The organism is Variovorax sp. V93, from assembly GCF_041154485.1.
Taxonomy (GTDB): Bacteria; Pseudomonadota; Gammaproteobacteria; order Burkholderiales; family Burkholderiaceae_C; genus Variovorax; species Variovorax beijingensis_A.
On the sequence record NZ_AP028669.1, the window covers coordinates 865,085 to 890,218 of the forward strand.

The following is a 25,134-nucleotide window of genomic DNA, read 5'->3' on the forward strand; positions in this document are numbered from 1 at the left end:
GCGCTCAGGGTTGCTGCTCGATCGGCCGGGGCCGGCCGTTGTCGTCGATGGCCACGTAGGTGAAGGTGGCTTGGGTCACCTTGACGTATTCGCCCTGCGCCTTGAAGCGCTCGGCGAAGACCTCGACCGTGACGGTGATCGAGGTGCGCCCGATGCGCACCAGCTTCGAATAGAAGGACAGGATGTCGCCCAGCCGCACCGGCTGCTTGAAGATGAATTCATTCACCGCGACGGTGGCCATGCGCCCCCTGGCGTAGCGTGCCGGAATGACCGAGCCGGCCAGGTCGCACTGCGCCATGACCCAGCCGCCGAAGATGTCGCCGTTGGCATTGACGTCGGCCGGCATCGGGATGACCTTGAGCACCAGCTCCATGTCGGCGGGCAGGCTCTTGAGGGTTGCGGCAGCGGCGGTGCTGGAAATATCGGACATGGGCACAATCTGGAACAAACGAAGCAACCACGATTGTCCCTCATGCGCCGCAGCGGCGAAGCCCTACCTCCTCCCCCCCACAGCGCCGCCGGCCATGCGCCGGCGCGCAGCGACCGCTCCGACTGGGCGACGCTGCGCCGCCTTTTCCCCTATCTCTGGCAGTACAAGTGGCGGGTGATCGCCGCGCTCGGCTTCATGGTGGGCGCCAAGGTGGCCAACGTGGGCGTGCCGGTGCTGCTCAAGAACCTGATCGACACGATGACGCCCAAGCCGGACATGGCGCAGGCGCTGCTGATCGTGCCCATCGGGCTTTTGCTGGCCTACGGGCTGCTGCGCTTTTCGACCGCGCTGTTCGGCGAACTGCGCGAGCTGATCTTCGCCAAGGCCACCGAGGGCACGGCGCGGCGGATCGCGCTGGAGGTTTTCGGCCACCTGCATTCGCTGAGCCTGCGCTTCCACCTGGAGCGCCAGACCGGCGGCATGACGCGCGACATCGAGCGCGGTACGCGCGGGGTGCATTCGCTGATCTCGATGTCGCTCTACAGCATCGTGCCGACCCTCATCGAGCTGGCGCTGGTGCTCACCATCCTGGGCGTGAAGTTCGATTCGCTGTTCGTCTGGATCACGGGCGCGGCGCTGGTGCTCTACATCACCTTCACGGTCACGGTGACCGAGTGGCGCACCCAGTTCCGCAAGACCATGAACGAGCTCGACTCCATGGCCCAGAGCCGCGCGGTCGATTCGCTCTTGAACTACGAAACCGTCAAATACTTCAACAACGAGGAGTTCGAGGCCAGGCGCTACGACGCCAGCCTGGACCGCTACCGCAAGGCCGCCATCAAGAGCCAGCGCACGCTGAGCATGCTCAACACCGGCCAGCAGCTGATCATCGCGACCAGCCTGGTGCTGATGCTGTGGCGCGCGACCTCGGGCGTGGTGGAAGGGCGCATGACGCTGGGCGACCTGGTGATGGTCAACGCCTTCATGATCCAGCTCTACATTCCGCTCAACTTCCTGGGCGTGATCTACCGCGAGATCAAGCAGAGCCTGACCGACCTCGACAAGATGTTCGTGCTGCTGGAAAAGGAGCGCGAGGTGCGCGACGCGCCCGGCGCGCCGCCGCTCGCGGGCGCCGACTCCACCGTGCGCTTCGAGGACGTGAGCTTTGCCTACGAACCCGCCCGGCCCATCCTCAAGCACGTGAGCTTCGAGATCCCGGCCGGCAAGACGGTGGCCGTGGTGGGCCCCTCGGGCTCGGGCAAGTCGACGCTCGCGCGGCTGCTCTACCGCTTCTACGACGTGCAGCAGGGCCGCATCACCATCGGCGGGCAGGACATCCGCGAAGTGCAGCAGTCGAGCGTGCGGCGCGCGATCGGCATCGTGCCGCAGGACACGGTGCTGTTCAACGACACGGTCGAATACAACATCGCCTACGGCCGCCCCGGCGCCACGCGCGAAGAGGTGGAAGGCGCAGCTCGCGCCGCGCGCATCCACGACTTCATCTCGGCCACGCCCAAGGGCTATGAAACCACGGTCGGCGAGCGCGGCCTCAAGCTGTCGGGCGGAGAGAAGCAGCGCGTGGCCATTGCGCGCACGCTGCTCAAGAACCCGCCGATCGTGATCTTCGACGAGGCCACCTCGGCGCTCGACTCGGCCAACGAGCGCGCCATCCAGTCGGAGCTCAGGAGCGCCGCGCAGGACAAGACCACGCTGGTGATCGCGCACCGCCTGTCGACCGTGGTCGACGCGCACGAGATCCTGGTGCTCGAAGCGGGCGTGATCGTCGAGCGCGGCACGCATGCCGAGCTGCTTGCGAAGCAGGGCCGCTATGCGCAGATGTGGGCCTTGCAGAAGAGCGAAGCCACACCGCTGATGTAGCCCGACCATTTTTGATATCGATGAGGAGTTCAGACGTGTCGACCAAGATTCCCCTGCTGGTGCTCAACAGCCTTTCGAGCGCCCACCAGGCCCAGATTGCCGAGGTCTACGACATGACCTATGCCTTCGACCCCGCCGCGCGCGCCGCGGCGATTGCCGAGCACGGCAAGAAATTCCGCGCGGTGCTGACCATCGGGGTGATCGGCATCACGCCCGAAGAGATCGCGGCCATGCCGGCGCTCGAGCTGATCTGCTGCCTGGGCGCGGGCTACGAAGGCGTGCCGCTCGAAGTGACGCGTGCGCGCGGCATCGCCACCGCCAATGGCGCAGGCACCAACGACGACTGCGTGGCCGACCATGCCTTCGGTCTCTTGATCGGCATCGTGCGCGAGTTCCGCAAGCTCGACCGGCTGTGCCGCGAGGGCGTGTGGCGCGAAGCCATTCCGCAGCCGCCGAACGTGTCGGGCAAGAAGCTCGGCATCCTGGGGCTCGGCACCATCGGCCAGAAGATCGCGAAGCGCGCGGCTGCCTTCGACATGGAGATCGGCTATCACAACCGCAAGCCGCGCGAAGGCGCAGCGCACCGCTACTTCGATGACCTGAAGTCGCTGGCCGCCTGGGCCGATTTCCTGGTGCTGGCCGCGCCGGGCGGGCCTGCCACGCGCCATCTCGTGAATGCCGAGGTGCTCGATGCGCTCGGGCCGCAGGGCTACCTGGTCAGCATCGGGCGCGGCAGCGTGGTCGACACCGAGGCGCTGGCGTCGGCGCTGCGCGAGCACCGCATTGCCGGGGCCGGCCTCGATGTGTACGAGAGCGAGCCGAATCGTCCCGAACCGCTGGTCGGCCTCGACAACGTGCTGCTGACGCCGCACATGGCGGGCTGGTCGCCCGAGGCCACGCAGAAGTCGGTCGACCATTTCCTTGCGAATGCCGAAGGGCACTTCGCGGGGCGCGGCGTCCTCACCCCCATCTGAATCCTTGCTCCTTCCCCCTCTGGGGGAAGGTTGGGATGGGGGCAGGCAGAGCGCTCGATGGATGCGCCGCGTGCCCCCACCCCAGCCTTCCCCCAGCGGGGGAGGGAGTCAAGCCAATACGGGGGGGTGACGAGAGCCCCAGCCGCAGGCCTGGTCATAGGCATGCCCCAGCCGCAGCACCTCGAGGTCCGCATGGATCGGCCCGGCCAGCTGCAGCCCCATCGGCAGCCCGCCTTCGCCGAAGCCGGCGCGCACGTTCAGCGTCGGCAACCCGGCCAGCGTGAACGGCGTGACGATCTCCATCCAGCGGTGATACGTGTCGCTCGCCACGCCAGCGACTTCCTTCGGCCAGTGCAGTTCCGCGTCGAACGGAAACACCTGCGCGGTCGGCGCCAGCACGAAATCGAAGCGCTCGAACAACTTGAGGAATGCACGGTACACGTTCGAGCGGTAGAGCGAGGCCTGGTAGAGCGAGGCCGCATCGAGATGCCGGCTCTGCTCGATTTCCCACTGCGCTTCCGGCTTGAGCTGCGCGAACAGCTTCGGGTCGCTCAGGTAGGCGCCGAGCTTGCCGCCCACCAGCAGCTGACGCAGCCGCAGCCAGGCGCTCCAGTTGTGCTCGCGCGGCACGTCGAGCGTGCAGGGCTCGACCTCGCAGCCGATGGCGCGGAAGGTGTCCAGCGCCTTCTCCCCGAGTTCGCGGATGCCGGGCGCGAGCGGCAACTCGGGCCAGAGGCTGCCGAGCCAGCCGATGCGCAGGCCTTTTCCATCGCCGTCAAGCGCGATGGCGTCGGGCGAGGGCAGCGCCTGCGGCGACGACAGCGGGACGCGCGTGTCGAAGCCCGCCTGCACCGCGAGCAGCCGCGCGGCGTCTTCCACCGTCCGAGCCATCGGGCCTTCGGTGCCCAGCTGCTGGAAGAACAGCTCCTGCTCGGGATCGCCAGGCACGCGGCCGCGCGAGGGCCGCATGCCGATCACGTTGTTGAACGCGGCCGGGTTGCGCAGCGAACCCATCATGTCGCTGCCGTCGGCCACCGGCAGCATGCCCAGGGCCAGCGCCACGGCCGCGCCGCCGCTGCTGCCGCCGGCGCTGCGCTCGGGCGCATAGGCGTTGCGCGTGATGCCGAACACCGGGTTGTAGGTGTGCGAGCCCAGGCCGAATTCGGGCGTGTTGGTCTTGCCGATCACGATGGCGCCGGCCGCGCGCATGCGCGCGACGTGCAGGCTGTCGGTGCGCGCCGGCGAGCGCGGCGACAGCGGCGAGCCCATCGAGGTCGGCAGGCCGGCCGCGTGGCTCAGGTCCTTCACCGCCAGCGGAAAGCCATGCATCCAGCCACGCCGTTCGCCGCGCGCCAGCTCGGCATCGCGCTCGCGGGCTTCGGCCAGCAGGGCCTCGGGCTCGCGCAGCGAAACGATGGCGTTGAAGCGCGGGTTGAGCGCCTCGATGCGCGCCAGCGAGGCTTGCATCAGTTCTTGGCAAGACACGCTGCGGGCCGCGATGCGGCGCGAGAGTTCGGTGGCGCTGAGGTCGAGCAGGTCGGCTGAAGGCATGGCGAATGCGGGAAAAGGAGGGGGAGCCCAGTATGGCGCGGCGCTCGCATAATCGCCGCGTATGGAAACAAAGTGGCTCGAAGACTTCATCAGTTTGGCGGAAACGCGCAGCTTCAGCCGCTCGGCCCAGTTGAGGCACGTGACCCAGCCCGCGTTCTCGCGCCGCATCCAGGCGCTCGAAGGCTGGGCCGGCACCGACCTGGTCGACCGCAGTTCCTACCCCACGCGCCTCACGCCTGCGGGCCAGACGCTCTACAGCCAGGCCATCGAGATGCTGCAGTCGCTGCAGAGCACCCGCGCCATGCTGCGCGGCCACTCGGCCGCCGGGCAGGACGTGATCGAGATCGCGGTGCCGCACACGCTGGCCTTCACCTTCTTTCCTTCGTGGGTGACCAGCCTGCGCGAGCACTTCGGCCCCATCAAGAGCCGGCTCATCGCGCTCAACGTGCATGACGCCGTGCTGCGCCTGGTCGAGGGCAGCTGCGACCTGCTGATCGCCTACCACCATCCGTCCCAGCCGCTGCAGCTGGACGCCAACAAGTACGAGATGGTCAGTCTGGGCGAGGAAACCGTGGCGCCCTGGGTCAAGGCCGATGCCGACGGCGCGCCGCGCTTCCGGCTGCCCGGCCGGCCCGGCCAGCCGCTGCCCTACCTGGGCTATGCGCCCGGCGCCTACCTGGGGCGGGTGGTCGACCAGCTGCTGAAGGAGTCGGGCACCGCCATCCACCTCGACCGGGTCTATGAAACCGACATGGCCGAGGGACTGAAAGTCATGGCGCTCGAAGGCCACGGCATCGCCTTTCTGCCGCAGAGCGCGGTGCGCAAGGAGATCAAGGCGCGCAAGCTCGTGAGCGCGCTGCCGCCCGAGATCGACAGCCTGGAGGCGACGATGGAGATCCGCGCCTACCGCGAGCGGCCCGGCGCGCCCGCGCCGGTGAAGACCGGCACAGGCCGCGCCGCGAAGGCTTCGGCCTCCGAGGGCCTGCAGCCCAAGCGCACGGCCGATGCGCTATGGTCGTATCTGGTTGGCGCCCAGCCCGGACGCTGACATCCATCGATTGACGCGCGGAATTTGTGCGCTGCACAATCTATAAATGCAGCGCATAACACTCCCCGCAAACGGCATTGGCGCCGCGGGCCGGGCGGCACTACAGTCGCGGCAGTTTTTTGCCGCTGTCACACAGCAATCTTTACGGCACGCGCCATCCGCGTGCTTTTTTTTAGCCGAGGAACCTGTATGAGCCCCAATTTCAGGACCGAACACGACTTTCTCGGCGAGAAGCAGATTCCTGCCATTGCCTACTGGGGCGTGCACACGGCGCGCGCGGTCGAGAACTTCGCCATCTCCGGCACCCGGGTGTCGGCCATGCCCGACCTGGTGCGCGCGCTGGCCTTCGTGAAGAAGGCCGCCACCCGCGCCAATGCCGACCTCGGCGCCATCGACCGCGAGCGCGCAGCCGCCATCATCCTGGCCTGCGAGGACCTCATCGAGGGCAAGCTGCTCGACGAATTCGTGGTCGACGTGATCCAGGGCGGCGCCGGCACCTCCACCAACATGAATGCCAACGAGGTGATCTGCAACCTCGCGCTCGAGAAGCTCGGCCATGAGAAGGGCCGCTACGACGTTCTGCATCCCAACGACCACGTCAACGCCTCGCAGAGCACCAACGACGTCTACCCGACGGCGGTGCGGCTGGCGCTGTGGTTCGCCATCGACAAGCTGCTCGAATCCATGGCCGAGCTGCGCCGGAGCTTCGAGGCCAAGGCGCTCGAGTTCAAGGACATCCTGAAGATCGGCCGCACCCAGCTGCAGGACGCCGTGCCCATGACGCTGGGCCAGGAGTTCCTGACCTACGCCATCATGATCGGCGAGGACGAGGCCCGCCTGGGCGAGGCGCGCGCGCTCATCGAGGAAATCAACCTGGGCGCGACCGCCATCGGCACCGGCATCAACGCGCCGCACGGCTACGCCAACCTGGCCTGCCAGTACCTGGCCGAGCAGACCGGCGTGCCGCTCAAGCAGTCGGCCAACCTCATCGAGGCCACGCAGGACACCGGCGCCTTCGTGCAGCTGTCGGGCGTGCTCAAGCGCGTGGCCACCAAGCTCAGCAAGACCTGCAACGACCTGCGCCTGCTCTCCAGCGGTCCGCAGGCCGGCTTCGGCGAGATCCGGCTGCCCGCGCGCCAGGCCGGCTCGTCGATCATGCCGGGCAAGGTGAACCCGGTGATCCCGGAAGTCATGAACCAGGTGGCCTTCGAGGTCATCGGCAACGACATCACCGTGACCATGGCGTCCGAGGCCGGCCAGCTGCAGCTCAACGCCTTCGAGCCGATCATGGGCTGGAGCCTGTTCAAGAGCATCAAGCACCTGGGCAATGCCTGCACGACGCTGCGGCAGAACTGCGTCGACGGCATCGAGGCAAACCGCGAATTCCTGGCCAAGCGGGTGCGCGAATCGGTCACGCTGGTCACAGCGCTCAATCCGCTGATCGGCTACGAGAAGGCGGCGCTGATCGCAAAAACCGCGCTGGCCACCGGCGGGCCCATCGACCTGGTGGCCGAATCGCTCGGCATCATGACGCGCGCCGAGATGGAGGCGCTGCTCGTGCCCGAGAACCTGACCCAGCCCGTGCGCCTGTCCGCGCCGGTGCCGGCGGCTGCCGAGCCCTCGGGCACAAAGGCTGCTTAGTGAAAGTCGGACAATGCCAATGGGTCCACCTGCACCACGACGGCGCTTCGATGCGCGTGGTCGGTGCTGTCGCCATCGAGAATGCACCGGGTTGGTCCGGGTATTCCCCATGACGTGAATGTCTAGAATTTCGTTGTATCTGTATCTTCCAGTCACCTCAGGAGTTTTCCGTATGAACAAGCAAGTATTGGCATTGGCAATCGCAGCCCTGGCTGCCGGCGGCGCCTTTGCACAGGCCAATGACACCCTGGCCAAGATCAAGGCCTCGGGCGCTATCACCGAAGGCGTGCGGGAATCCTCCGGTCTGTCGTACACGCTGGGCAATGGCCAGTACACCGGCTTCCACTACGACGTGTGCGCGAACATCATCAAGGACATCCAGAAGCACCTGGGCCTTGCCAAGCTGGAAACCAAGTACCAGCCCGTGACCTCGCAGAACCGCGTGCCCCTGGTGCAGAACGGCACCGTCGACCTCGAGTGCGGCTCCACCACCAACAACGCCACGCGCCAGAAGGACGTTTCCTTCGCGGTGACCACCTACGTGGAAGAAGTGCGCATCGCGGTCAAGGCCAACTCGGGCATCACCTCCATCAAGGACCTCAACGGCAAGACCGTGGCCACCACCACCGGCACCACCTCGGTGCAGACCCTGCGCAAGAACGAGCGCGCCGGCGGCATCGACTTCAAGGAACTCTATGGCAAGGACCACTCCGACAGCTTCCTGCTGCTCGAATCGGGCCGCGCCGACGCCTTCGTGATGGACGGCTCCATCCTGGCGTCGAACATCGCCAAGTCGAAGTCGCCCGCCGACTACAAGATCGTCGGCGAGGTGCTCAGCGTCGAGCCCATCGCCATCATGATCCGCAAGGACGACCCCGCCTTCAAGAAGGTGGTGGACGACAGCATCAAGGCGCAGATCAAGAACGGCGACCTCGCCAAGCTCTGGGACAAGTGGTTCCTGAAGCCGATTCCGCCGTCGAACGTCACGGTGAACCTGCCGCTGTCCGAAGCCACGAAGGCGGCCTGGGCCAACCCGAACGACAAGCCGATGGAAGACTACGCGGCCAAGAAGTAAGCACGGCAAGGTCATCTGCGCAACGCCCGCCGCCCCCGGCGGGCGTTTGTTTTCGCAAATGCGGCGCGCGGGCACGGCCTTAGCTAGCCAGCAGTCTGGAAATCTGAAAAAAGGAGAGTCCCCGATGGGATCAAACTGGGATTGGCAGGTCTTCTTGCAAGACCCGGGCGGGAAGTTCCCGACCTACTGGCAGTGGATGCTGTCCGCATGGGGCTGGACCGTGTCCGTGGCCCTGCTGGCACTGATCGTCGCGCTGGTGCTGGGTTCGCTCATCGGCATCATCCGCACCTTGCCCGACAGCCCGTGGCTCGTGCGCTTCGGCAATGCCTGGGTCGAGCTGTTCCGCAACATTCCGCTGCTGGTGCAGATCTTCCTCTGGTACCACGTGATCCCGGCGCTGGTGCCGGTCATGAAGGGCGTGCCCAGCTTCGTGCTGGTGGTGCTGGCGCTGGGCTTCTTCACCTCGGCGCGCATCGCCGAACAGGTGCGCTCGGGCATCCAGGCGCTGCCCAAGGGCCAGCGCTACGCGGGCATGGCGGTGGGCTTCACCACGCCGCAGTACTACCGCTACGTCATTTTGCCCATGGCCTACCGCATCATCATTCCGCCGCTCACCAGCGAGACGATGAACATCTTCAAGAACTCGTCGGTGGCGTTTGCCGTGTCGGTGACCGAACTCACGATGTTCGCCATGCAGGCGCAGGAAGAAACCTCGCGCGGCATCGAGGTGTACCTGGCGGTGACGGGGCTCTACGTGATCTCGGCCTTTGCGATCAACCGCATCATGGCGTTCATCGAGAAGAAGACGCGCGTGCCGGGCTTCATCGTCTCGGCCAGCGGCGGCGGGGGACACTGACATGATGAATCTCGACCTGTCGTTCTACAACTGGGACGTCATCAGCAACTTCGTCGTCAAGGGCTTCTACTTCAGCATCATGCTGACGATCGTGGCCACCATCGGCGGCGTGATCTTCGGCACCGTGCTGGCGCTCATGCGGCTGTCGGGCAAGAAATGGCTCGACGCGCCCGCCGCCGTCTACGTCAACGGCATGCGCAGCATTCCGCTGGTGATGGTGATCCTGTGGTTCTTCCTGCTGGTGCCGGCCTCGTTCTACGCGGCCTTCGGCTCCGTCGGCTCGAACTACCGCTCGGAAATCTCGGCCGTGATCACCTTCATCGCGTTCGAGGCGGCCTACTTCAGCGAGATCATGCGCGCGGGCATCCAGTCGATCCCGCGCGGCCAAGTGTATGCGGGCCAGGCGGTCGGCATGACCTACGGCCAGAACATGCGCCTCGTGGTGCTGCCGCAGGCCTTCCGCAACATGCTGCCGGTGCTGCTCACGCAGACCATCATCCTGTTTCAGGACACCTCGCTGGTCTATGCCATCGGCGCCTACGACATGCTCAAGGGCTTCGAGACCGCGGGCAAGAACTTCGGCCGCCCGATCGAGGCCTACCTGCTCGCGGCCGTGGTTTACTTCATCATGTGCTATGCCTTGTCGTGGCTCGTCAAGCGCCTCCACAAGAAGATTGCCATCATTCGCTGATCGAGTGGCTGAACCGGAGAGAAAGAAATGTCCGAAAAAATGATTGAAATCAAGAACGTCTCGAAGTGGTATGGCCCGGTGCAGGTGCTCAACGATTGTTCGGTGAGCATCTCCAAGGGCGACGTGGTGGTGGTGTGCGGGCCCTCGGGCTCGGGCAAGTCCACCCTCATCAAGACCGTGAACGCGCTCGAGCCCTTCCAGAAGGGCGAGATCACCGTCAACGGCATTCCGCTGCACGACCCCAAGACCAACCTGCCCAAGCTGCGTTCCAAGGTCGGCATGGTGTTCCAGCACTTCGAGCTGTTCCCTCACCTGTCGGTCACCGAGAACCTCACGATCGCGCAGATCAAGGTGCTCGGCCGCAGCCCCGACGAAGCCAAGACCCGCGGCCTCAAGATGCTCGACCGCGTGGGCCTGATGGCGCACAAGGACAAGTTCCCGGGCCAGCTCTCGGGCGGCCAGCAGCAGCGCGTGGCCATTGCCCGTGCGCTCAGCATGGACCCGATCGTGATGCTGTTCGACGAGCCCACCTCGGCGCTCGACCCCGAAATGGTCGGCGAAGTGCTCGACGTGATGGTGAGCCTGGCCAAGGACGGCATGACCATGATGGTGGTCACGCACGAAATGGCTTTTGCCCGCAAGGTGGCGAGCCGCGTGATCTTCATCGACGTGGGCGGCAAGATCCTGGAAGACTGCCCGAAGGACGAGTTCTTCAGCCATCCGGAGAACCGCCAGCCGCGCACCAAGGACTTCTTGAACAAGATCCTGCAGCACTGATCCGCTGCGGCGCAAGGACAAGAGCCACGCTGTTTTGCAGCGTGGCTTTTTTTTAATGCCTACGGCAGCCGTGCGATGTACTCCGTCAGCAGGTCGAAGAAGCCCTGCGCATCGCCATCGGCGATCCAGTTCACGTTGGGCGTGCGATGCAGGCTGCCGTGCCAGTCGGCCGCCGTCTGGCCAAAGCCCATGCCCTCGCGGCTGTCGATCTCGACGTGGATGGGCCTGCCCTTGAAGAGCGAAGGCCGCAGCAGGTAGGCCGTGACGGTGGCGTCATGCACCGGCCCGCCGGGCATGCCGTAGTGCTGCATTTCCTGCGGCGCGTAGGCGTCCAGGATGTCGGCGACGATGGCGCCGGCCCGGTTGCCGAGGCCGCGCAGCCGCGCGATGCGCTCGTCGCTCGTGAGGATCTTGTGCGTGACGTCGAGCGGCAGCATGGTGATTGGCACGCCGCACTTCAGCACGGCCTCGGCCGCATGCGGATCCGCAAACACGTTGAACTCCGCCGTGGGCGTGATGTTGCCGCCGTTGAAGTGCGCGCCGGCCATGAGCACCAGTTCGCGCAGGCCGCGCGCAATGTCGGGCGCTTGTTCAAGGGCCAGCGCCAGGTTCGTCTGCGGCCCGAGCATCGCGAGCGTGATGCTCTTTTCGGGCGCGGCGCGCAGCGTGCGGACCAGGTAGTCGACCGCATGGCCTTCGGCCAGCGGTGCGGCGGGCTCGTGCACCTTCACGCCGGTGATGCCTTCGCGGCCATGGATGTTGGCCGCGTAGATCGGCGTGCGCCGCAGCGGCCGTTCGGCGCCCGCATACACCGGAATCTCCGGCCGGCCGGCCCATTCGCAGGCGAGCCGCGCGTTGCGCGAGGTCTTGGCCAGCGGCACGTTGCCGGCCACCGTGGTCAGCGCCTGGACCGCGAGCGATTCGGGCGCCGCCAAAGCGAACAGCAGCGCGATCACGTCGTCCGCGCCGGGGTCCGTGTCGATGATCAGGGTGTGCATGGCCGCATTGTCGCGGCCCCCGCCCCGGTCCACGGGGACGCGGGCTTTACTTCTGGCGCGCCGCGATGGCTTTCTCGGCCTTGGCCACGAGGTCCGCGCCCACGGTCGACTTCCACTTGTCGTACACCGGCCGCGTGGCCTTCACGAAGGCGTCGCGCTCGGCGGGCGTGAGTTGGGTCACGGTGACGCCCATGGCGGCAATGTCCTTGAGCACCGGCTTGTCGGCTTCCACCAGGCCCTTGCGCGCGAGCGCGATTTCCTGCTTGCCGGCGTCGACGGCGGCCTGGCGCACGATGGCCTGGTCGGCCGGCGTCCACGAGGCCCAGATCTCCTTGTTGACCACGAACACCAGCGGGTCGGCCACATAGCCCCAGGTGGTCACGAATTTCTGGCCCACGGTGTGCATCTTGAGCACGGTGAACAGGAACAGCGGGTTCTCCTGGCCATCCACGGCGCCGCTGGCGAGCGCGGGCTGCGCGTCGGCCCAGCTCATTTGCGTGGGGTTGGCGCCGAGCGCGGTGAACATGTCGGAATAGATCGGCGAGCCGACCACGCGGATCTTCATGCCCTTCAGGTCGGCCGGCGACTTGATCGGCTTCTTCGAGTTGGTGATCTCGCGGTAGCCGTTCTCGCCCCAGGCGAGCGGCACCACGCCGGCCTTGTCGAGGGTCTTGAACATGTCCTTGCCGACCTCGCCCTGGGTGAGCGCGTCGATGGCCGCGTAGTCGGGCATCAGGAAGGGCATGGAGAACAGGTTGAGCTGCTTGACCTGCGGCGACCAGTTGATGGTCGAGCCCACGGCCATGTCGATCACGCCCTGGCGCAGCGCGCTGAACTCGCGCGTCTGGTCGCCCTGGATGAGCGACACACCGGGGTACAGCTTGATGTTGATCCGGCCCTGGGTGCGCTCCTTCACGAGGTCGGCCCAGATCTTCCCGGCCTGGCCCCAGGGCGTCGGCGGGCCGAGCACCAGCGACATCTTGTACTCGGGCTTGTAGGCGGCCTGCGCCATGGCGCCGGTCGAGAACAGGCCCAGGGCGGTGGCTGCGGCGGCAAGGCCGAGCAGGGTGCGGCGGAATTTCATGAGAGGTCTCCTTGTTTTCTGAACACAACTAAGCGATGGATGTTTTCGGGAACGGTACTGGGCTGGAGGTGTTCTTGGCGGTGTTGTTCAGGGCGCGTGCACAGGCCACCGGGTACTCCCCTCCGCGAATGTCCCCCGGCCTGCGGCCTCCTCCTTGATTTCGCTGCGGGAGCACCCGATGCCCTGTGCACAGTGGACGCGGCTCTGGTGCTGGCCGATCAACGACCGCTCTGACCAACGATCACGTCGATGGGGTGCCTTGCGCAGCGAAATCAAGGAGGAGCCCGAAGGGCGGGGGACATTCGCGGAGCAAGGCACCCCGTCGGCGTGATCGCACCCTGAACAAAGCATCCAAACGCACCGCCCCATTTCAGTACCCCAGCTTCCTCGGAAGCCACAAGGCAAGTTCCGGGAACGCAATCACCAGCACCATCACCACGAACATCGAGAACAGCATCCAGCCGACCCACTGCACGGTCTCTTCCATGCGCACCTTGGCGATGCGGCACGACACCATCAGGTTGACCGCGAGCGGCGGCGTGAACTGGCCGAGCGCCACCTTGAGCGTGAGGATCACGCCGAACCACACCGGGTCCCATTTGTAGTACTGCACGATCGGCAGCAGCAGCGGCACGAAGATCAGGAAGATCGATACGCCGTCCAGGAACATGCCGACCGTGATGAGCAGCAGGATCAACAGCGCCAGGATGCCGTATTCGCCCAGGCCCGAATTCACGATGGCGCGCGTCACCGGGTCGATGATGCCGAGCGTCGAGAGCGAGTACGCGAAGATGCCCGCGAGCGACACCACCAGCAAAATCACCGCCGAGAGCTCGCCCGATTCGCGCAGGATGACGAACAGGTCGCGCACCTTGATGGTCCGGTGCACGCACATGCCCACGAACAGGCCGTAGAACACCGCCACCACCGCGGCTTCGGTGGGCGTGAACCAGCCCGCGCGCATGCCGCCCAGGATCAGCACCGGCGCCGCCAGGCCCCAGCTTGCATCGCGAAAACTCTTCCAGAACGGCGGGCGCGGCAGCGTCGCTTCGAGCGCGCCCATCTTGTGCTGGCGGGCCAGCAGCACGGCCGGGATCATCAGCGCCAGGCCGGCCATCACGCCCGGAACCATGCCGGCCGCAAAGAGCGCCGGCACCGAGGCGCCGGGCACAAGCACCGAGTACACGATGAACGCGACCGAAGGCGGAATCAGGATGTCGGTGGCCGCCGCGGCGCCCACCACGCTGGCCGAGAAGGCGGCCGGGTAGCCCGCGCGCGACATGGCCGCGATCATCACCGCGCCCACGGCGGCGGCATTGGCCGGGCCCGAGCCCGAGATGCCGCCGAGGAACATCGCCACCGCAATGGCCACCAGCGGCAGCATGCCGGGCCCGCGCCCGACGATGGCGACCGCAAAGTTCACGAGCCGCAGCGCCACGCCCGAGCGGTCGAAGATGGAGCCCACCAGCACGAACATCGGAATGGCCAGCAGCGGGTACTTGCCGAGGCCGGCATAGAAGTTCTGCGGCACGGCCAAGAGGCCGAACCACTGGGCGTCGCTGTTGGCGAGCGCGATGCAGGCGGCGCCCGCCAGGCCCAGCGCGGCGCCGATGGGCACGCCCACCAGCATCATCGCGACGAAGGCGACGAAGAGCAGGGTGGGGATCACGATGCGTCGCCCTTGCCGCCCGGGTTCTTCGTGTCGCTGCGGTATTCCTTGCGGCCGCGGCGGACCATGAGGCCCACCGCGCGCAGCGCGATGGCGAACGACACGACCGGCAGCCAGATCGAATACCACCAGGCCGGCAGGCCGATGCCCGGCGTGGTCTCGTCGAAGCGGTAGTCGTCCCACACCATGCGGATGCTGAGCGCGCCGATCAGCGTGAACAGGATGGCGATCATGAGCGCGCCGAACTGCGCGAGCCGCTTGCGCCGCGCCATCGAGCCGCTTTCGGAAAAGTATTCGATGCGGATGTGACGGTCGCGCGCCACCGCGGCCGAGCCGGCCACCAGCGCCAGCATGATCATCAGGAAGACCGAGAACTCTTCGGTCCATGCGAACGAAGAGTCGGTGAAGTAGCGCACCAGCACGTTGGCAAAGGTGATGAGCGCCAGCGCGCCCATGATGATGACGGTGAGCCAGTCCTCGATGGCGAGCGGCACCCGGGTGGGCTCGTCGGCGGCTTCGATGTCTGGGGGAAGGGGGCTGGCGGCGTCCAGCAGGGGGCCGGACTCGTTGGGAGTGGTCATCGAGAGGGAGGGGGAAAGCAGCTATGGATGGTAACGATCCATGTCCATTCGTTCATCGGGGTTTTCCTAAGCTGCGGCCCCGCTCCGCTCTCCTCCGGCCCTCCCGGAACGGGCTACTCGAGCTTGGCGCCCGACTCCTTGATCAGGCGCTCCCAGACCGGGCTTTCCTTCTTGTACACGGCGGCAAAAGCCTCGGGCGAACTCTCCTTCAGGTCGAAGCCCATCGCCGCCACGCGCGCCTGCACGTCGGGCTGGCGCGTGGCCTTGCCCACCTCTTCGGCAATGCGCTGCACGATCGGCTTGGGCGTGCCGGCCGGCATGGCAATCGCGAGCCAGCCGGCCACGCGGTAGGCCTCGTCGTCCAGGCCCTGCTCGGCCAGCGTGGGCACGCTGGGGAGCGTGGCCATGCGGCGCTCGCCGCTCACGCCGATGGCCTTGAGCTTGCCGGCCTCGATGTGCGGCTTGGCCACCAGCGCGCTGGCAAAGGCCATCTGGATCTGGCCGCCGATCAGGTCCTGCAGCATCGGCGCCTCGCCCTTGTAGGCGACGTGGTTCATCTCGGCCTTCTGCGTGAGGCTCATGTGCGCGCCGGCCAGGTGCGGGTAGGCGCCCACGCCGTACGAACCGTAGGCCACCTTGCCCTTGTTGGCGGCCACGTATTTCAGGAGCTCGGGCCCGCTCTTCACGGGCACGCTGGGGTGCACCACCAGCACCAGCGGCGCGGTGGCGATCTGGTAGACCAGCGTGAGGTCGCGCTGCGTGTCGTAGGGCAGCTTCTGGTAGAGGAACTGGTTGGTGAGCAGCGAGTTGCTCAGCGCCAGCACCAGGGTGTAGCCGTCGGCCGGCGCCTTGGCCACCGCGTCGGTGCCGATGATGCCGGCGGCGCCGGGCTTGTTGTCGATGATCACGGGCTGGCCCAGGCCCGCCGCCATCTTCTCGCCGATCACGCGAGCCAGCACGTCGGTGGCGCCGCCCGCGGCAAAGGGCACCACCATGCGGATCGGCTTGCTCGGATAGGCCTGCGCCCAGGCGGCCGTGGAAGTGGCCGCGATCGCGAGCGAGGCGATGCCGCAGTGCAGGGCGCGGCGGGTGATCCCGCGCATGGTGGTGGTGAAAGTTGCGCTCATGTTCGATGTCTCCGGCTGTCGTTGTTGTCTGTCGAAAAAAAGAAGCGGGCGCGCGGCTATTCGGCCAATACCTGGGTCTTGAAGGGAAGCGCCTCGAGCGCCGTGCGGATTCGCGCCTGCAGCGGCGCCGCGAGCGCGCCCGCGGCCGCGGCATCGATGCGCACCTGCACCAGGCTGTCGCCCTCGCTGCGCACGCGCGGCCGGGCGGCCGGCGCCACGCCGAGCTCGCCGCAGACCTGCGCCACCGTGGCTGCCACCACGCGGCTGGCGGCCATGGCGCGCAGCTCGGGCTTGTAGATCTTGCCGACGTTGGTCATCGGCATCTGCTCGATGACGGTCACCGAGCGGGGCCTGGCCGGCGCCTCGTCGACGCGGGCGGCGGTGAAGGCCAGCAGTTCGTCCTCGGTGGCCGAGGCGCCGGGCACCAGCGTGGCGAAGACCACCGGCAGCTCGCCCGCATAGGCATCGGGCGCACCCACCGCGGCGCACAGCTGCACCGCGGGATGCGCGCCCAGCGCGTCCTCGATCACCTTCGGGTCGATGTTGTGGCCGCTGCGGATGATCAGGTCCTTCGAGCGGCCGCTGAGGTTGAGCCTGCCCTCGCCGTCGATCCAGCCCAGGTCGCCGGTGGCGAGCCAGCCGTCGGCCGTGAAGGCCTTGGCGTTGTCGGCCGGATCGACGAAGCCGGAGAACAGGTTGGGCGACTTGAACAGCACCATGCCCTGCTCGCCGGGCGGCAGCTCGCGGTCGCTGGCGTTGCCGTTCTCGTCGAGCGCCACGATGCGCATCCGCATGTAGGGCAGCGCAAAGCCGACGCAGCCCGCGGGCCCGACCACGCCCGGCGGCGTGATGGTCGAGATGCCGGCCATCTCGGTCATGCCCAGGCTCTCGTGCACATGCAGGCCGAACAGGCGCTCGAAGCGCGCAGCCAACTCGGGCGAGAGCACGGCGGCGCCCGTGCGGCAATAGCCGATCGAGGAGATGTCGGCGCCGTCCAGCGGCACGTTCGCCAGCGCCGCCAGCACCGTGGGCACGGCCGAGAGCGAGGTCGGCCGGAATTTTTCGACCAGCTTCCAGTAGTTGGCGAGCACCTCCTTGTTGCGCAGCAGCGAGGTGGTCGGAATGATCACTTCCATGCCCGCCGAGAGCGAGGCCAGCGAGGCCGGCAGCACGCCCGCCACGTGGAACAGCGGATAGCCGTTGATCGAGATGCCCTGTTCGTTCATGCCCGCGACCTGCACGCTGGCCCAGGCCGTGAACACCTGCGCGCCGTGGCTGTGGCGCGCAAGCTTGGGGGCGCCGGTGGTGCCGCCGGTGTGGAAGTAGGCGGCGATGTCGGCCGGCGCGATGTCACGGCCGCTCACGAGGCGGTCGGAAGGCTGTGCCGAACGCAGCAGGTCGAAGTCGGCCACGCCTTCAGGCAAGGGACCTGCTCCGCCCGGCGCTTCGTCATGCGGCGCCACGCGCAGCACGGTCGCGAGCGTCGGCACCTGGCCGCGCAGGCGCATCGCCTTCGACCACATGCCCGATTCGCCGTCCGAACCGTAGGCGACCAGCACCTTGGCGCGGCCGGCGGTCATCAGCGCCACCAGCTTCTCATCGGTGAGCAGCGGATTGAGCGGCTGCACGATGCCGGCCGCCTCGCCGCCCCAGAGCGCAAGGTGGTATTCGAGGCAGCCCGGCAGCAGCACCGCCACCGCATCCTGCGGGCCCACGCCCAGTGCGTGCAGCATGTTCGCGGTCTGGTGGATGCGCGCCAGCAGTTCGGCGTACGACCAGCGGATCGGCGCGTCGGCCGGGTTGCCGGTGCGCAGGAAGGTCAGCGCGGTCTTGCCGCCGAAGGCCGCGCCCGCGTTGCGGAAGATCTCGTAGGTGCTGCGGACCGTCAGCGCCTCTTCGAGCGGGGTCTCCTCTAGCTTGCGGATGTCGGCAAGGCTGCGGACCGGGAGCGTCGGGCGAAAGGGTGCGCCGGCCGCGTTCGTCTTGTTGCTGTCTGCCATGGCGTGTCTCCTGGATATTGTTGTGTTGCCGGCCGCGCGCAAAAGCGCTGTTCTACTGGTTCGTGATCTTGTTGTCGCGGATGACCTTGCCCCAGCGCTCGAAATCCTGGCGCATGCGCGTGCCCGTCTGCTCCGGCGTGCCGTAGGCCGCGAAGGAACCGACGCCCTCGAGCTTGTCCTGCACTTCCTTGTCGGCCAGCGCGGCCTTGAGCTCGGCGCTCATGCGATCGACCACGTCCTTGGGCGTGCCCGCCGGTGCCAGCAGGCCGCCCCACGAGGTCGCATCGAAGCCCGGGAAGCCCTGCTCGGCGACCGTCTTCACATCGGGCAGCAGGCTCACGCGTTTGCCCGAGCCGACCGCGATGGCGCGCAGCGTGCCCGAGCGGATGTGCGGCATCACCGCCACCAGGTCCGAGAACATCGCGGGCACCTGCCCGCCGATCAGGTCGGTCACCGCCGGTGCGCTGCCGCGGTAGGGCACGTGCTGCATCTCGAACTTGCCGATGTTCTTGAGCTGCTCGGTCGTCAGGTGGCCGAAGCTGCCCGCGCCGGCCGTCGTGTAGTTGAGCTTGCCGCCCTCGGCCTTGGCCTTGGCGATCAGGTCCTGCAGGCCGTTCACGCCGGGCAGTACCTTGGGGTTGACCACCATCACGATCGGCAGGTCGTACACCGTGCCCACGGGCGTGAAGCTCTTGAAGATGTCGTAGGGCGTCTGGCCGTACAGGTGCGCGGCCAGCAGCGTGGGCGTGGCCAGCATCACGAAGCTGTAGCCGTCGGGCACGGCCTTGGCGGCCGCCGCCGCGCCGATGGTGCCCGAGGCGCCGCTGCGGTTGTCGATCAGGATGTTCTGCTTCAGGCCCTGCGACATCTTCTGCGCCACGATGCGCGTGGCGACGTCGGTCGGTCCGCCGGGCGGAAAGGGCACGATCAGCGTGATCGGCTTGGCCGGCCAGGCCTGCGCGAAGGCGGCGCCGGCGACGAGCGGAAGGGCGAGTGCGAGAAGGGCGCGGCGAACGGGACTGCGGGGGGAGGAAAGGGATGCCATTGGGTCTTGTCTACTTTGGAAATGCGGGCGCCTGTCTTGTTCAGACGACGCCACTTGTCTTCAATGCCGCCAGCTTCTCGTCCGACAGGCCGAGCAGGGACTGCAGCACCTCGTGCGTGCCTTCGCCCAGCTGCGGCGGCGCGCTGCGCACGGGCAGGCGCTCGCCGTCGAAGCGGTAGGGCGGCGCCAGCACGTTGACCTTGCCGGCCACCGGATGCGGCTGCTCGGTGACGAGGCCGGCGTCGGTCGCGCGCCTGGAGTTGAGCGCTTCGAGCAGGCCCAGCACTTCGCCGCAGGGAATGCCCGAGGCGCTGAGCTTGGCCAGCAGGTCGGCGCGCGGGCGCCTGGCGAGCTCGGCGTGCAGCTCGGGCAGCAGCGCCGCGCGGTTCGCCGAGCGCAGGATGTTGGTCTTGAAGCGCTCGTCGGCCGCGAGGTCGGGCCGCTCGATCACCTCGGTGCAGAAGCGCGCGAACTGGGCGTTGTTGCCCACGGTGATGACCAGCGGGCCGTCGGCCGCATCGAACACGCCGTAGGGAACGATCGACGGATGCGAGTTGCCGTAGCGCGGCGGGTCTTCGCCCATCAGCAGCGCTTCGAGGCCGTAGTAGGCGGTGATCATCAGGCCGCAGTCGAACAGGGCCATCTCCACATGGCGGCCCTTGCCGGTCTTCTCGCGCTGGTAGAGCGCCGCGAGCACGGCCTGCGCCGAGTACATGCCGGTGAACAGGTCGACCATGGCCACGCCGAACTTCAGCGGCGGCTGGCTGGCCTCGCCGTTGAGCGCCATCAGGCCGGCCTCGCCCTGCACCACGAGGTCGTAGCCCGGGCGCGCGGCCTCGGGGCCGGTGCGGTCATAGCCCGAGATCGAGCAGTAGATGAGGCCCGGATGCTCCTTGCTGAGCTGTTCGTAGCCCAGGCCCAGCTTGTCGATGCCGCCGAACTTGAAGTTCTGGATGACCACGTCGCACTGCTTGGCGAGGTCGCGCGCGATCTGCTGGCCTTCGGGCGTCTGCAGGTCGAGCGTGACCGAGCGCTTGTTGCGGTTCACGCTGTTGAAGTAGGCCGTTTCGGTTTTGCCCACGCGCAGGCCCCAGTCGCGCGTGTCGTCGCCGCGGCCCGGGTGTTCGACCTTGATGACCTCGGCGCCCATGTCGGCCAGCACCATGCCGCACCAGGGGCCCGCGAGGATGCGGGACAGATCGAGGACGCGCACGCCGGCGAGCGGCAACGAGGAATTCAGCGAGGACATGACGGCAACTCCAGGAAAACGAAAACCCCCCGCGTCCGCATGCGAGGGAGGGGCGGCGCGCGTCAGGACGCGTCCGGCTTCTGGCGGCGCAGCGCGACGAAGTCGGCCTTGCGCTTGCCGAGGAAGGCGCCGATGCCTTCGGCGGCTTCGGCATCGGCCTGCGACTCGACCATGTACACGGCCTCGGCTTCGAGCTGTTCCTCGAGCGTGGCACGGTGCGCCTGGCGGCACAGCGTCTTGATGCGCGCGCTCGCGCGCTGCGGGCCGTCGGCCACCTTGGCCGCGAGCGCGATGGCCTCGGCCAGCGCCGCGCCCCTGTCGGTCAGGCGGTTGACTGCGCCCAGTGCATGCAGGCGCTCGGCCGGCATGCGGTCGCCGGTCAGGCACATCTCGGTGAGCACCTGGCGCGAGACGAACTCCGCGAGGAAGGCGGTGGCGCCGCCGTCCGGCGTGAGGCCGACCTTGACGTAGGCCACCGTGTAGAACGCATCGCGCGCCGACACCAGCATGTCGCAGGCCAGCGCCATCGACAGGCCGGCGCCAGCCGCGCCGCCTTCCACGGCCGCGATCACTGGCTTGCTGCAGTCGCGCAGTGCGCGGATCAGGTTGTTGAGGCCTTCGAGAATCTCGCGGCGCTCGGCCATCGGCAGCTCGCGCCGCTTGGCCAGCAGGTTCAGGTCGCCGCCGGAGCAGAAGAAATCGCCTGCGCCGGTGAAGACGATGGCGCCGACCTCGGGGTCGTCCTGCGCATCGGCGAGCGCGGCCGAGAGTTCGGCATACAGCGTCGGCGTGATCGCGTTGCGCGCGGCGGGGTTGCTGTTGGTCAGGATGCGGACGGCGCCTTCCTGCGAGATCAACACGGTCTTGCCGCTCATGCCGCCAGCTCCTTGCCGAGCGCGATATAGCGCTGCAAGTGGTGATCTTCGTCGCCCAGTTGGTGGTCGATCATCACGAGGCGCTTGGCGTAGTGGGGCAGCGGCAGCTCCCACGTCATGCCGATGCCGCCATGCATCTGGATGCTTTCTTCCGCCACCAGCGCGCCGATGCGGCCGATGCTGAACTTGGCGGCCGACAGCGCACGCTCGCGCGCCACGCGGTCGGTGCCGTCGATGGCGGCTGCGGCGTTGATCACGGCCGAGCGGGCCTGTTCGATCTCGAGCAGCAGGTCGGCCATGCGGTGCTGCAGCGCCTGGAAGCTGCCGATCAGCATGCCGAACTGCTTGCGCGTGCGCAGGTAGTCGAGCGTGGCGGCCTTGGCGGCTTCCATCGCGCCCAGCGCTTCGGCGCAGAGCGCGAGCACGCCGCGGCCGATGGCGCGTTCGAGCGTGGCATGGCTCTGGCCTTCGGTGCCGAGCAGTCCATCGGCGCCCAGCTTGACGCCGTCGAGGGTGAGTTCGGCGACGCGGCCGCCGTCGATCGCGGGGCAGCCGCGCACCGAAAGGCCTGCGGTCTTCGCGGGCACGAGGAACAGCGAGATGCCGGCTTCGTCGTCGACCTTGCCCGAGCTGCGGGCCGAAACCAGGAACAGGTCGGCCTGCTCGCCTTGCGGCACCACGGCCTTGGCGCCGTGGAGCACCCAGCCCTCGCCGCTGCGTTCGGCGCGGGTCGCCACGCGCGTGCGTTCGTAGTGCGTGTCGGCCTCGTCATGTGCGAAGGCCACGACGGTTGCGCCGTTGATGATGTCGCCGAGCGTTTGCTTCTGCGCATCGCTGCCGGCCGCGCTGAGCGCCTCGCCGACCATCACGGCACCCAGCAGCGGCTCGACCACGAGCCCGCGGCCCAGTGCCTCGAAGACCACGGCAATGTCGAAGCCCCCGCCGCCGAAGCCGCCGTCGGCCTCGCTGAACAGTGCGCCGATCACGCCCAGTTCGGCGAAATTCTGGAAGATTTCCTTGCTGAAACCATGCGCCGATTTCGCGATGCGGTCGCGCGCATCGAAGGCGTACTGCTCGGCGATGAAGCGGTTCAGACTGTCGGCGAGCATGCGCCGGTCTTCGGTGTGTTCGAAGTTCACTGCGTGTCTCCTTTACAGGCCCAGGATCATCTTGGAGATGATGTTCTTCTGGATTTCATTGGAGCCGCCGAAGATCGACAGCTTGCGGTTGTTGAAGTAGCGCGCGGCCGCGGCCGATGCGTAGGCCGGGCCGAAGGTCTCGCCCTCGAAGCCGTCGTGCAGCGCTTCCTCGATGAAGGGCCGGCCGTAGACGCCCATCGCGCGGCGCGCGAGCGACGAGATCTCCTGCCGGATCTCGGTGCCGCGGATCTTGAGCATCGAGCTTTCCGCGCCCGGCACGCCGCCGCCGGCCACCGCCGCGATCACGCGCAGGTTGGTGGTCTTCATGTTTTCCAGGTCGATCTCGACGCGCGCCATGCGCGCGGCAAACGCCGGGTCTTCGGCCAGCGGCTTGCCGTTCTTCGTCTGCGTGGCCGCAATGCCCTTGAGCTGTTCGAGCGCAGCCACCGAGAAGCCCACGCCCGCGATGTTGGTGCGCTCGTAGGTCAAGAGGTACTTGGCGCAGGTCCAGCCCTTGTCCTCTTCGCCGACGAGGTTCTCGGCCGGCACGCGCACGTCGGAGAAGAACACCTCGTTCACTTCATGCTCGCCATCGAGCGTGATGATCGGCCGCACTTCCACGCCGGGCGATGTCATGTCGATCAGGAGGAAGCTGATGCCTTCCTGCTTCTTCGCCTCGCGATTCGTGCGCACCAGGCAGAAGATCATGTTGGCATGCTGGCCCAGCGTGGTCCAGGTCTTCTGGCCGTTCACGATGTAGTGGTCGCCCTGCGCGTCGATGCCGCGCACGGCCGAGGTCTTCACGGCAGCCAGGTCGGAGCCCGCGCCGGGTTCCGAATAGCCCTGGCACCACCAGTCGTCGCCGTTCAGGATGCGCGGCAGCCAGTACTTCTTCTGCGCCTCGTTGCCGTACTTGATGAGCACCGGGCCCAGCATGTTCACGCCGAAGGGCACGATGCGCGGCGCGAAGGCCAGTGCGCATTCGTGCTCGAAGATGAACTTCTCCACCGCCGTCCAGCCGGGTCCGCCGTACTGCTCGGGCCAGTGGTTGGCGAGCCAGCCGCGCGCGTTGAGGATGGCGTGCCATTCCTCCATGTCGGCCTTGGCGAGGATCTTGCCGCTGCGCACTTTCTCGGACAGCCGCACCGGCAGCTTGGCCGCCAGGAAGGTGCGCACCTCGCTGCGGAAGGCTTCTTCTTCGGTCGTGAAGTTCAGGTCCATGGCGCGCTCCTCAAAAAATCTCGAACAGGCCCGCCGCGCCCATGCCGCCGGCAATGCACATCGTGACCACCGCGTACTTCGCGCCGCGGCGCTTGCCTTCGATCAGCACATGGCCCGTGAGGCGTGCGCCGGTCATGCCGAAGGGGTGGCCGATGGAGATTGCGCCGCCGTTCACGTTGAGCAGTTCCGACGGAATGCCCAGCTTCTCCTGGCAGTAGATCGACTGCGAAGCGAAGGCTTCGTTGAGTTCCCAGAGGCCGATGTCCTCGACCTTCAGGCCGTGGCGCGCGAGCAGCCTGGGCACCGCGAACACCGGGCCGATACCCATCTCGTCGGGTTCGCAGCCGGCCACCGCAAGGCCGCGGAAAGCGCCCAGCGGCTGGATGTTGGCGCGCGCTGCGTCCTTCGCTTCCATCAGCACGCAGGCCGAGGCGCCATCGGACAGCTGCGAGGCGTTGCCGGCGGTGATGAACTTGTCGTCGCCCATCACCGGCTTGAGCTTGGCGAGCGCCTCGTAGGTGGTGCCGCGGCGGTTGCAGTTGTCTTCGGTGGCGGTGACTTCGCGGTAGCTGACTTCCTTGGTTTCCTTGTCGGTCACCGCCATGGTGGTGGTGCAGGCGACGATCTCGTCCCTGTAGCGGCCGGCCAGCTGCGCCTCTTCGGTTTTGCGCTGGCTCTCGGCCGAGAAGCGGTCCTGCGCTTCGCGGCTGATGCCGTAGCGCTGGGCCACGATGTCGGCGGTCTCGATCATCGCCATGTAGAGCGCGGGCTTGTGCTGGACGATCCACGGGTCCATGCCGCTGTCGCCGGCATCGGTGGCGCTGCGCGAGCGGATCTGCGAGATGCTTTCCACGCCGCCCGCGATCATGGCCGGCGCGCCGTCCACCACGATGCGGCCCGCCGCCATCGCGATCGCCTGCAGGCCCGAGGCGCAGAAACGGTTGACCGTGGTGCCGGCGATGGAGATCGGCAGACCCGCGCGGATGATGGCCTGGCGCGCGATGTTGCGGCCCGTGGTGCCTTCGGGGTAGCCGCAGCCGAGGATCGCGTCCTCGATCAGCGCAGGGTCCAGGCCGGAGCGCTCGACCGCGGCCTTCACCGCAAAGGCCGCGAGCGTGGGGCCCGGGGTGATGTTGAACTCGCCGCGGTGCGCCTTGGTGAGCGGGGTGCGGGCGGTGGAAACGATGACGGCTTCGCGCATGGGGATGGCTCCTGGACGGCTGGC

General features: G+C 67.4%; 22 protein-coding genes. 8 read left to right on the forward strand and 14 right to left on the reverse strand.

The features are described from left to right. Positions 1–4: 4 nt before the first annotated feature. A complete protein-coding gene (locus ACAM54_RS03865; protein ID WP_145742120.1) occupies positions 5–430 on the reverse strand; it encodes an acyl-CoA thioesterase in 426 nt (141 codons plus the stop codon). Positions 431–472: 42 nt separating this feature from the next. Between ACAM54_RS03865 and ACAM54_RS03870 the strand changes: the two genes are divergently transcribed. Then, positions 473–2,308: an ABC transporter ATP-binding protein/permease gene (locus ACAM54_RS03870; RefSeq protein ID WP_209502752.1), complete on the forward strand. Its 1,836-nt coding sequence runs from the start codon at positions 473–475 to the stop codon at positions 2,306–2,308. Between the two features lie 35 nt (positions 2,309–2,343). Further along, positions 2,344–3,282, forward strand: coding sequence for a 2-hydroxyacid dehydrogenase (locus tag ACAM54_RS03875; RefSeq protein WP_145742118.1), 939 nt, complete (start codon positions 2,344–2,346; stop codon positions 3,280–3,282). Between the two features lie 108 nt (positions 3,283–3,390). Here the strand turns inward: ACAM54_RS03875 and ACAM54_RS03880 are convergent, their stop codons facing one another. Then, positions 3,391–4,833 carry an amidase gene (locus ACAM54_RS03880; protein WP_145742116.1) on the reverse strand — a complete coding sequence of 481 codons (1,443 nt, stop codon included), beginning with the start codon at positions 4,831–4,833 and terminating at the stop codon, positions 3,391–3,393. Positions 4,834–4,894: 61 nt separating this feature from the next. On the opposite strand from ACAM54_RS03880, the gene ACAM54_RS03885 reads away from it, so the two are divergent. The 6 genes from ACAM54_RS03885 (at position 4,895) to ACAM54_RS03910 (ending at position 10,921) form a co-directional block, all read left to right on the forward strand. Next, positions 4,895–5,881, forward strand: a complete 987-nt coding sequence (locus tag ACAM54_RS03885) for a LysR substrate-binding domain-containing protein (protein ID WP_192325231.1) — start codon at positions 4,895–4,897, stop codon at positions 5,879–5,881. 189 nt (positions 5,882–6,070) lie between these two features. Then, on the forward strand, positions 6,071–7,522 hold the full coding sequence (locus ACAM54_RS03890; protein ID WP_145742113.1) for an aspartate ammonia-lyase: 1,452 nt from the start codon (positions 6,071–6,073) through the stop codon (positions 7,520–7,522). Between the two features lie 172 nt (positions 7,523–7,694). After that, a complete protein-coding gene (locus tag ACAM54_RS03895) occupies positions 7,695–8,597 on the forward strand; it encodes an amino acid ABC transporter substrate-binding protein (RefSeq protein ID WP_145742111.1) in 903 nt (300 codons plus the stop codon). Positions 8,598–8,721: 124 nt separating this feature from the next. Further along, entirely contained in the window at positions 8,722–9,453 is a 732-nt protein-coding gene (locus ACAM54_RS03900; protein WP_145742109.1) for an amino acid ABC transporter permease, read from the forward strand. Between the two features lies 1 nt (position 9,454). Further along, entirely contained in the window at positions 9,455–10,144 is a 690-nt protein-coding gene (locus ACAM54_RS03905; RefSeq protein WP_369649903.1) for an amino acid ABC transporter permease, read from the forward strand. Positions 10,145–10,183: 39 nt separating this feature from the next. Next, on the forward strand, positions 10,184–10,921 hold the full coding sequence (locus ACAM54_RS03910) for an amino acid ABC transporter ATP-binding protein (protein ID WP_018903696.1): 738 nt from the start codon (positions 10,184–10,186) through the stop codon (positions 10,919–10,921). Positions 10,922–10,980: 59 nt separating this feature from the next. Here ACAM54_RS03910 and ACAM54_RS03915 read toward each other — a convergent pair whose 3' ends face one another. The 12 genes from ACAM54_RS03915 to ACAM54_RS03970 all read right to left on the reverse strand — a co-directional run bounded on the left by ACAM54_RS03915 (position 10,981) and on the right by ACAM54_RS03970 (position 25,110). Continuing rightward, positions 10,981–11,919 (reverse strand): nucleoside hydrolase, encoded by a 939-nt coding sequence (locus tag ACAM54_RS03915; RefSeq protein WP_369649904.1) that lies wholly within the window; start codon positions 11,917–11,919, stop codon positions 10,981–10,983. A 46-nt stretch (positions 11,920–11,965) separates the two neighbouring features. After that, positions 11,966–13,003 (reverse strand): DctP family TRAP transporter solute-binding subunit, encoded by a 1,038-nt coding sequence (locus tag ACAM54_RS03920; protein WP_145742103.1) that lies wholly within the window; start codon positions 13,001–13,003, stop codon positions 11,966–11,968. 370 nt (positions 13,004–13,373) lie between these two features. Beyond that, the gene (locus ACAM54_RS03925; protein ID WP_145742101.1) at positions 13,374–14,672 is read right to left on the reverse strand and encodes a TRAP transporter large permease; all 1,299 of its coding nucleotides are present in this window, start codon (positions 14,670–14,672) and stop codon (positions 13,374–13,376) included. Continuing rightward, a complete protein-coding gene (locus ACAM54_RS03930) occupies positions 14,669–15,253 on the reverse strand; it encodes a TRAP transporter small permease (RefSeq protein ID WP_145742099.1) in 585 nt (194 codons plus the stop codon). Before ACAM54_RS03930 ends, ACAM54_RS03925 begins: the two co-directional genes overlap by 4 nt. Positions 15,254–15,366: 113 nt before the next feature. After that, a complete protein-coding gene (locus ACAM54_RS03935) occupies positions 15,367–16,380 on the reverse strand; it encodes a tripartite tricarboxylate transporter substrate binding protein (RefSeq protein WP_145742098.1) in 1,014 nt (337 codons plus the stop codon). 56 nt (positions 16,381–16,436) lie between these two features. Continuing rightward, entirely contained in the window at positions 16,437–18,380 is a 1,944-nt protein-coding gene (locus ACAM54_RS03940) for an acyl-CoA synthetase (protein ID WP_369649905.1), read from the reverse strand. A 52-nt stretch (positions 18,381–18,432) separates the two neighbouring features. Further along, positions 18,433–19,425: a Bug family tripartite tricarboxylate transporter substrate binding protein gene (locus ACAM54_RS03945; protein ID WP_369649906.1), complete on the reverse strand. Its 993-nt coding sequence runs from the start codon at positions 19,423–19,425 to the stop codon at positions 18,433–18,435. Between the two features lie 40 nt (positions 19,426–19,465). Beyond that, a complete protein-coding gene (locus ACAM54_RS03950) occupies positions 19,466–20,674 on the reverse strand; it encodes a CaiB/BaiF CoA transferase family protein (protein WP_369649907.1) in 1,209 nt (402 codons plus the stop codon). A 62-nt stretch (positions 20,675–20,736) separates the two neighbouring features. After that, positions 20,737–21,549 (reverse strand): oxepin-CoA hydrolase, alternative type, encoded by an 813-nt coding sequence (locus ACAM54_RS03955; protein ID WP_369649908.1) that lies wholly within the window; start codon positions 21,547–21,549, stop codon positions 20,737–20,739. Further along, a complete protein-coding gene (locus ACAM54_RS03960) occupies positions 21,546–22,688 on the reverse strand; it encodes an acyl-CoA dehydrogenase family protein (protein WP_369649909.1) in 1,143 nt (380 codons plus the stop codon). Before ACAM54_RS03960 ends, ACAM54_RS03955 begins: the two co-directional genes overlap by 4 nt. A gap of 12 nt (positions 22,689–22,700) precedes the next feature. Then, positions 22,701–23,909 carry an acyl-CoA dehydrogenase family protein gene (locus tag ACAM54_RS03965; RefSeq protein ID WP_369649910.1) on the reverse strand — a complete coding sequence of 403 codons (1,209 nt, stop codon included), beginning with the start codon at positions 23,907–23,909 and terminating at the stop codon, positions 22,701–22,703. 10 nt (positions 23,910–23,919) lie between these two features. Continuing rightward, the gene (locus tag ACAM54_RS03970; RefSeq protein WP_369649911.1) at positions 23,920–25,110 is read right to left on the reverse strand and encodes an acetyl-CoA C-acyltransferase; all 1,191 of its coding nucleotides are present in this window, start codon (positions 25,108–25,110) and stop codon (positions 23,920–23,922) included. Positions 25,111–25,134: the final 24 nt, after the last annotated feature.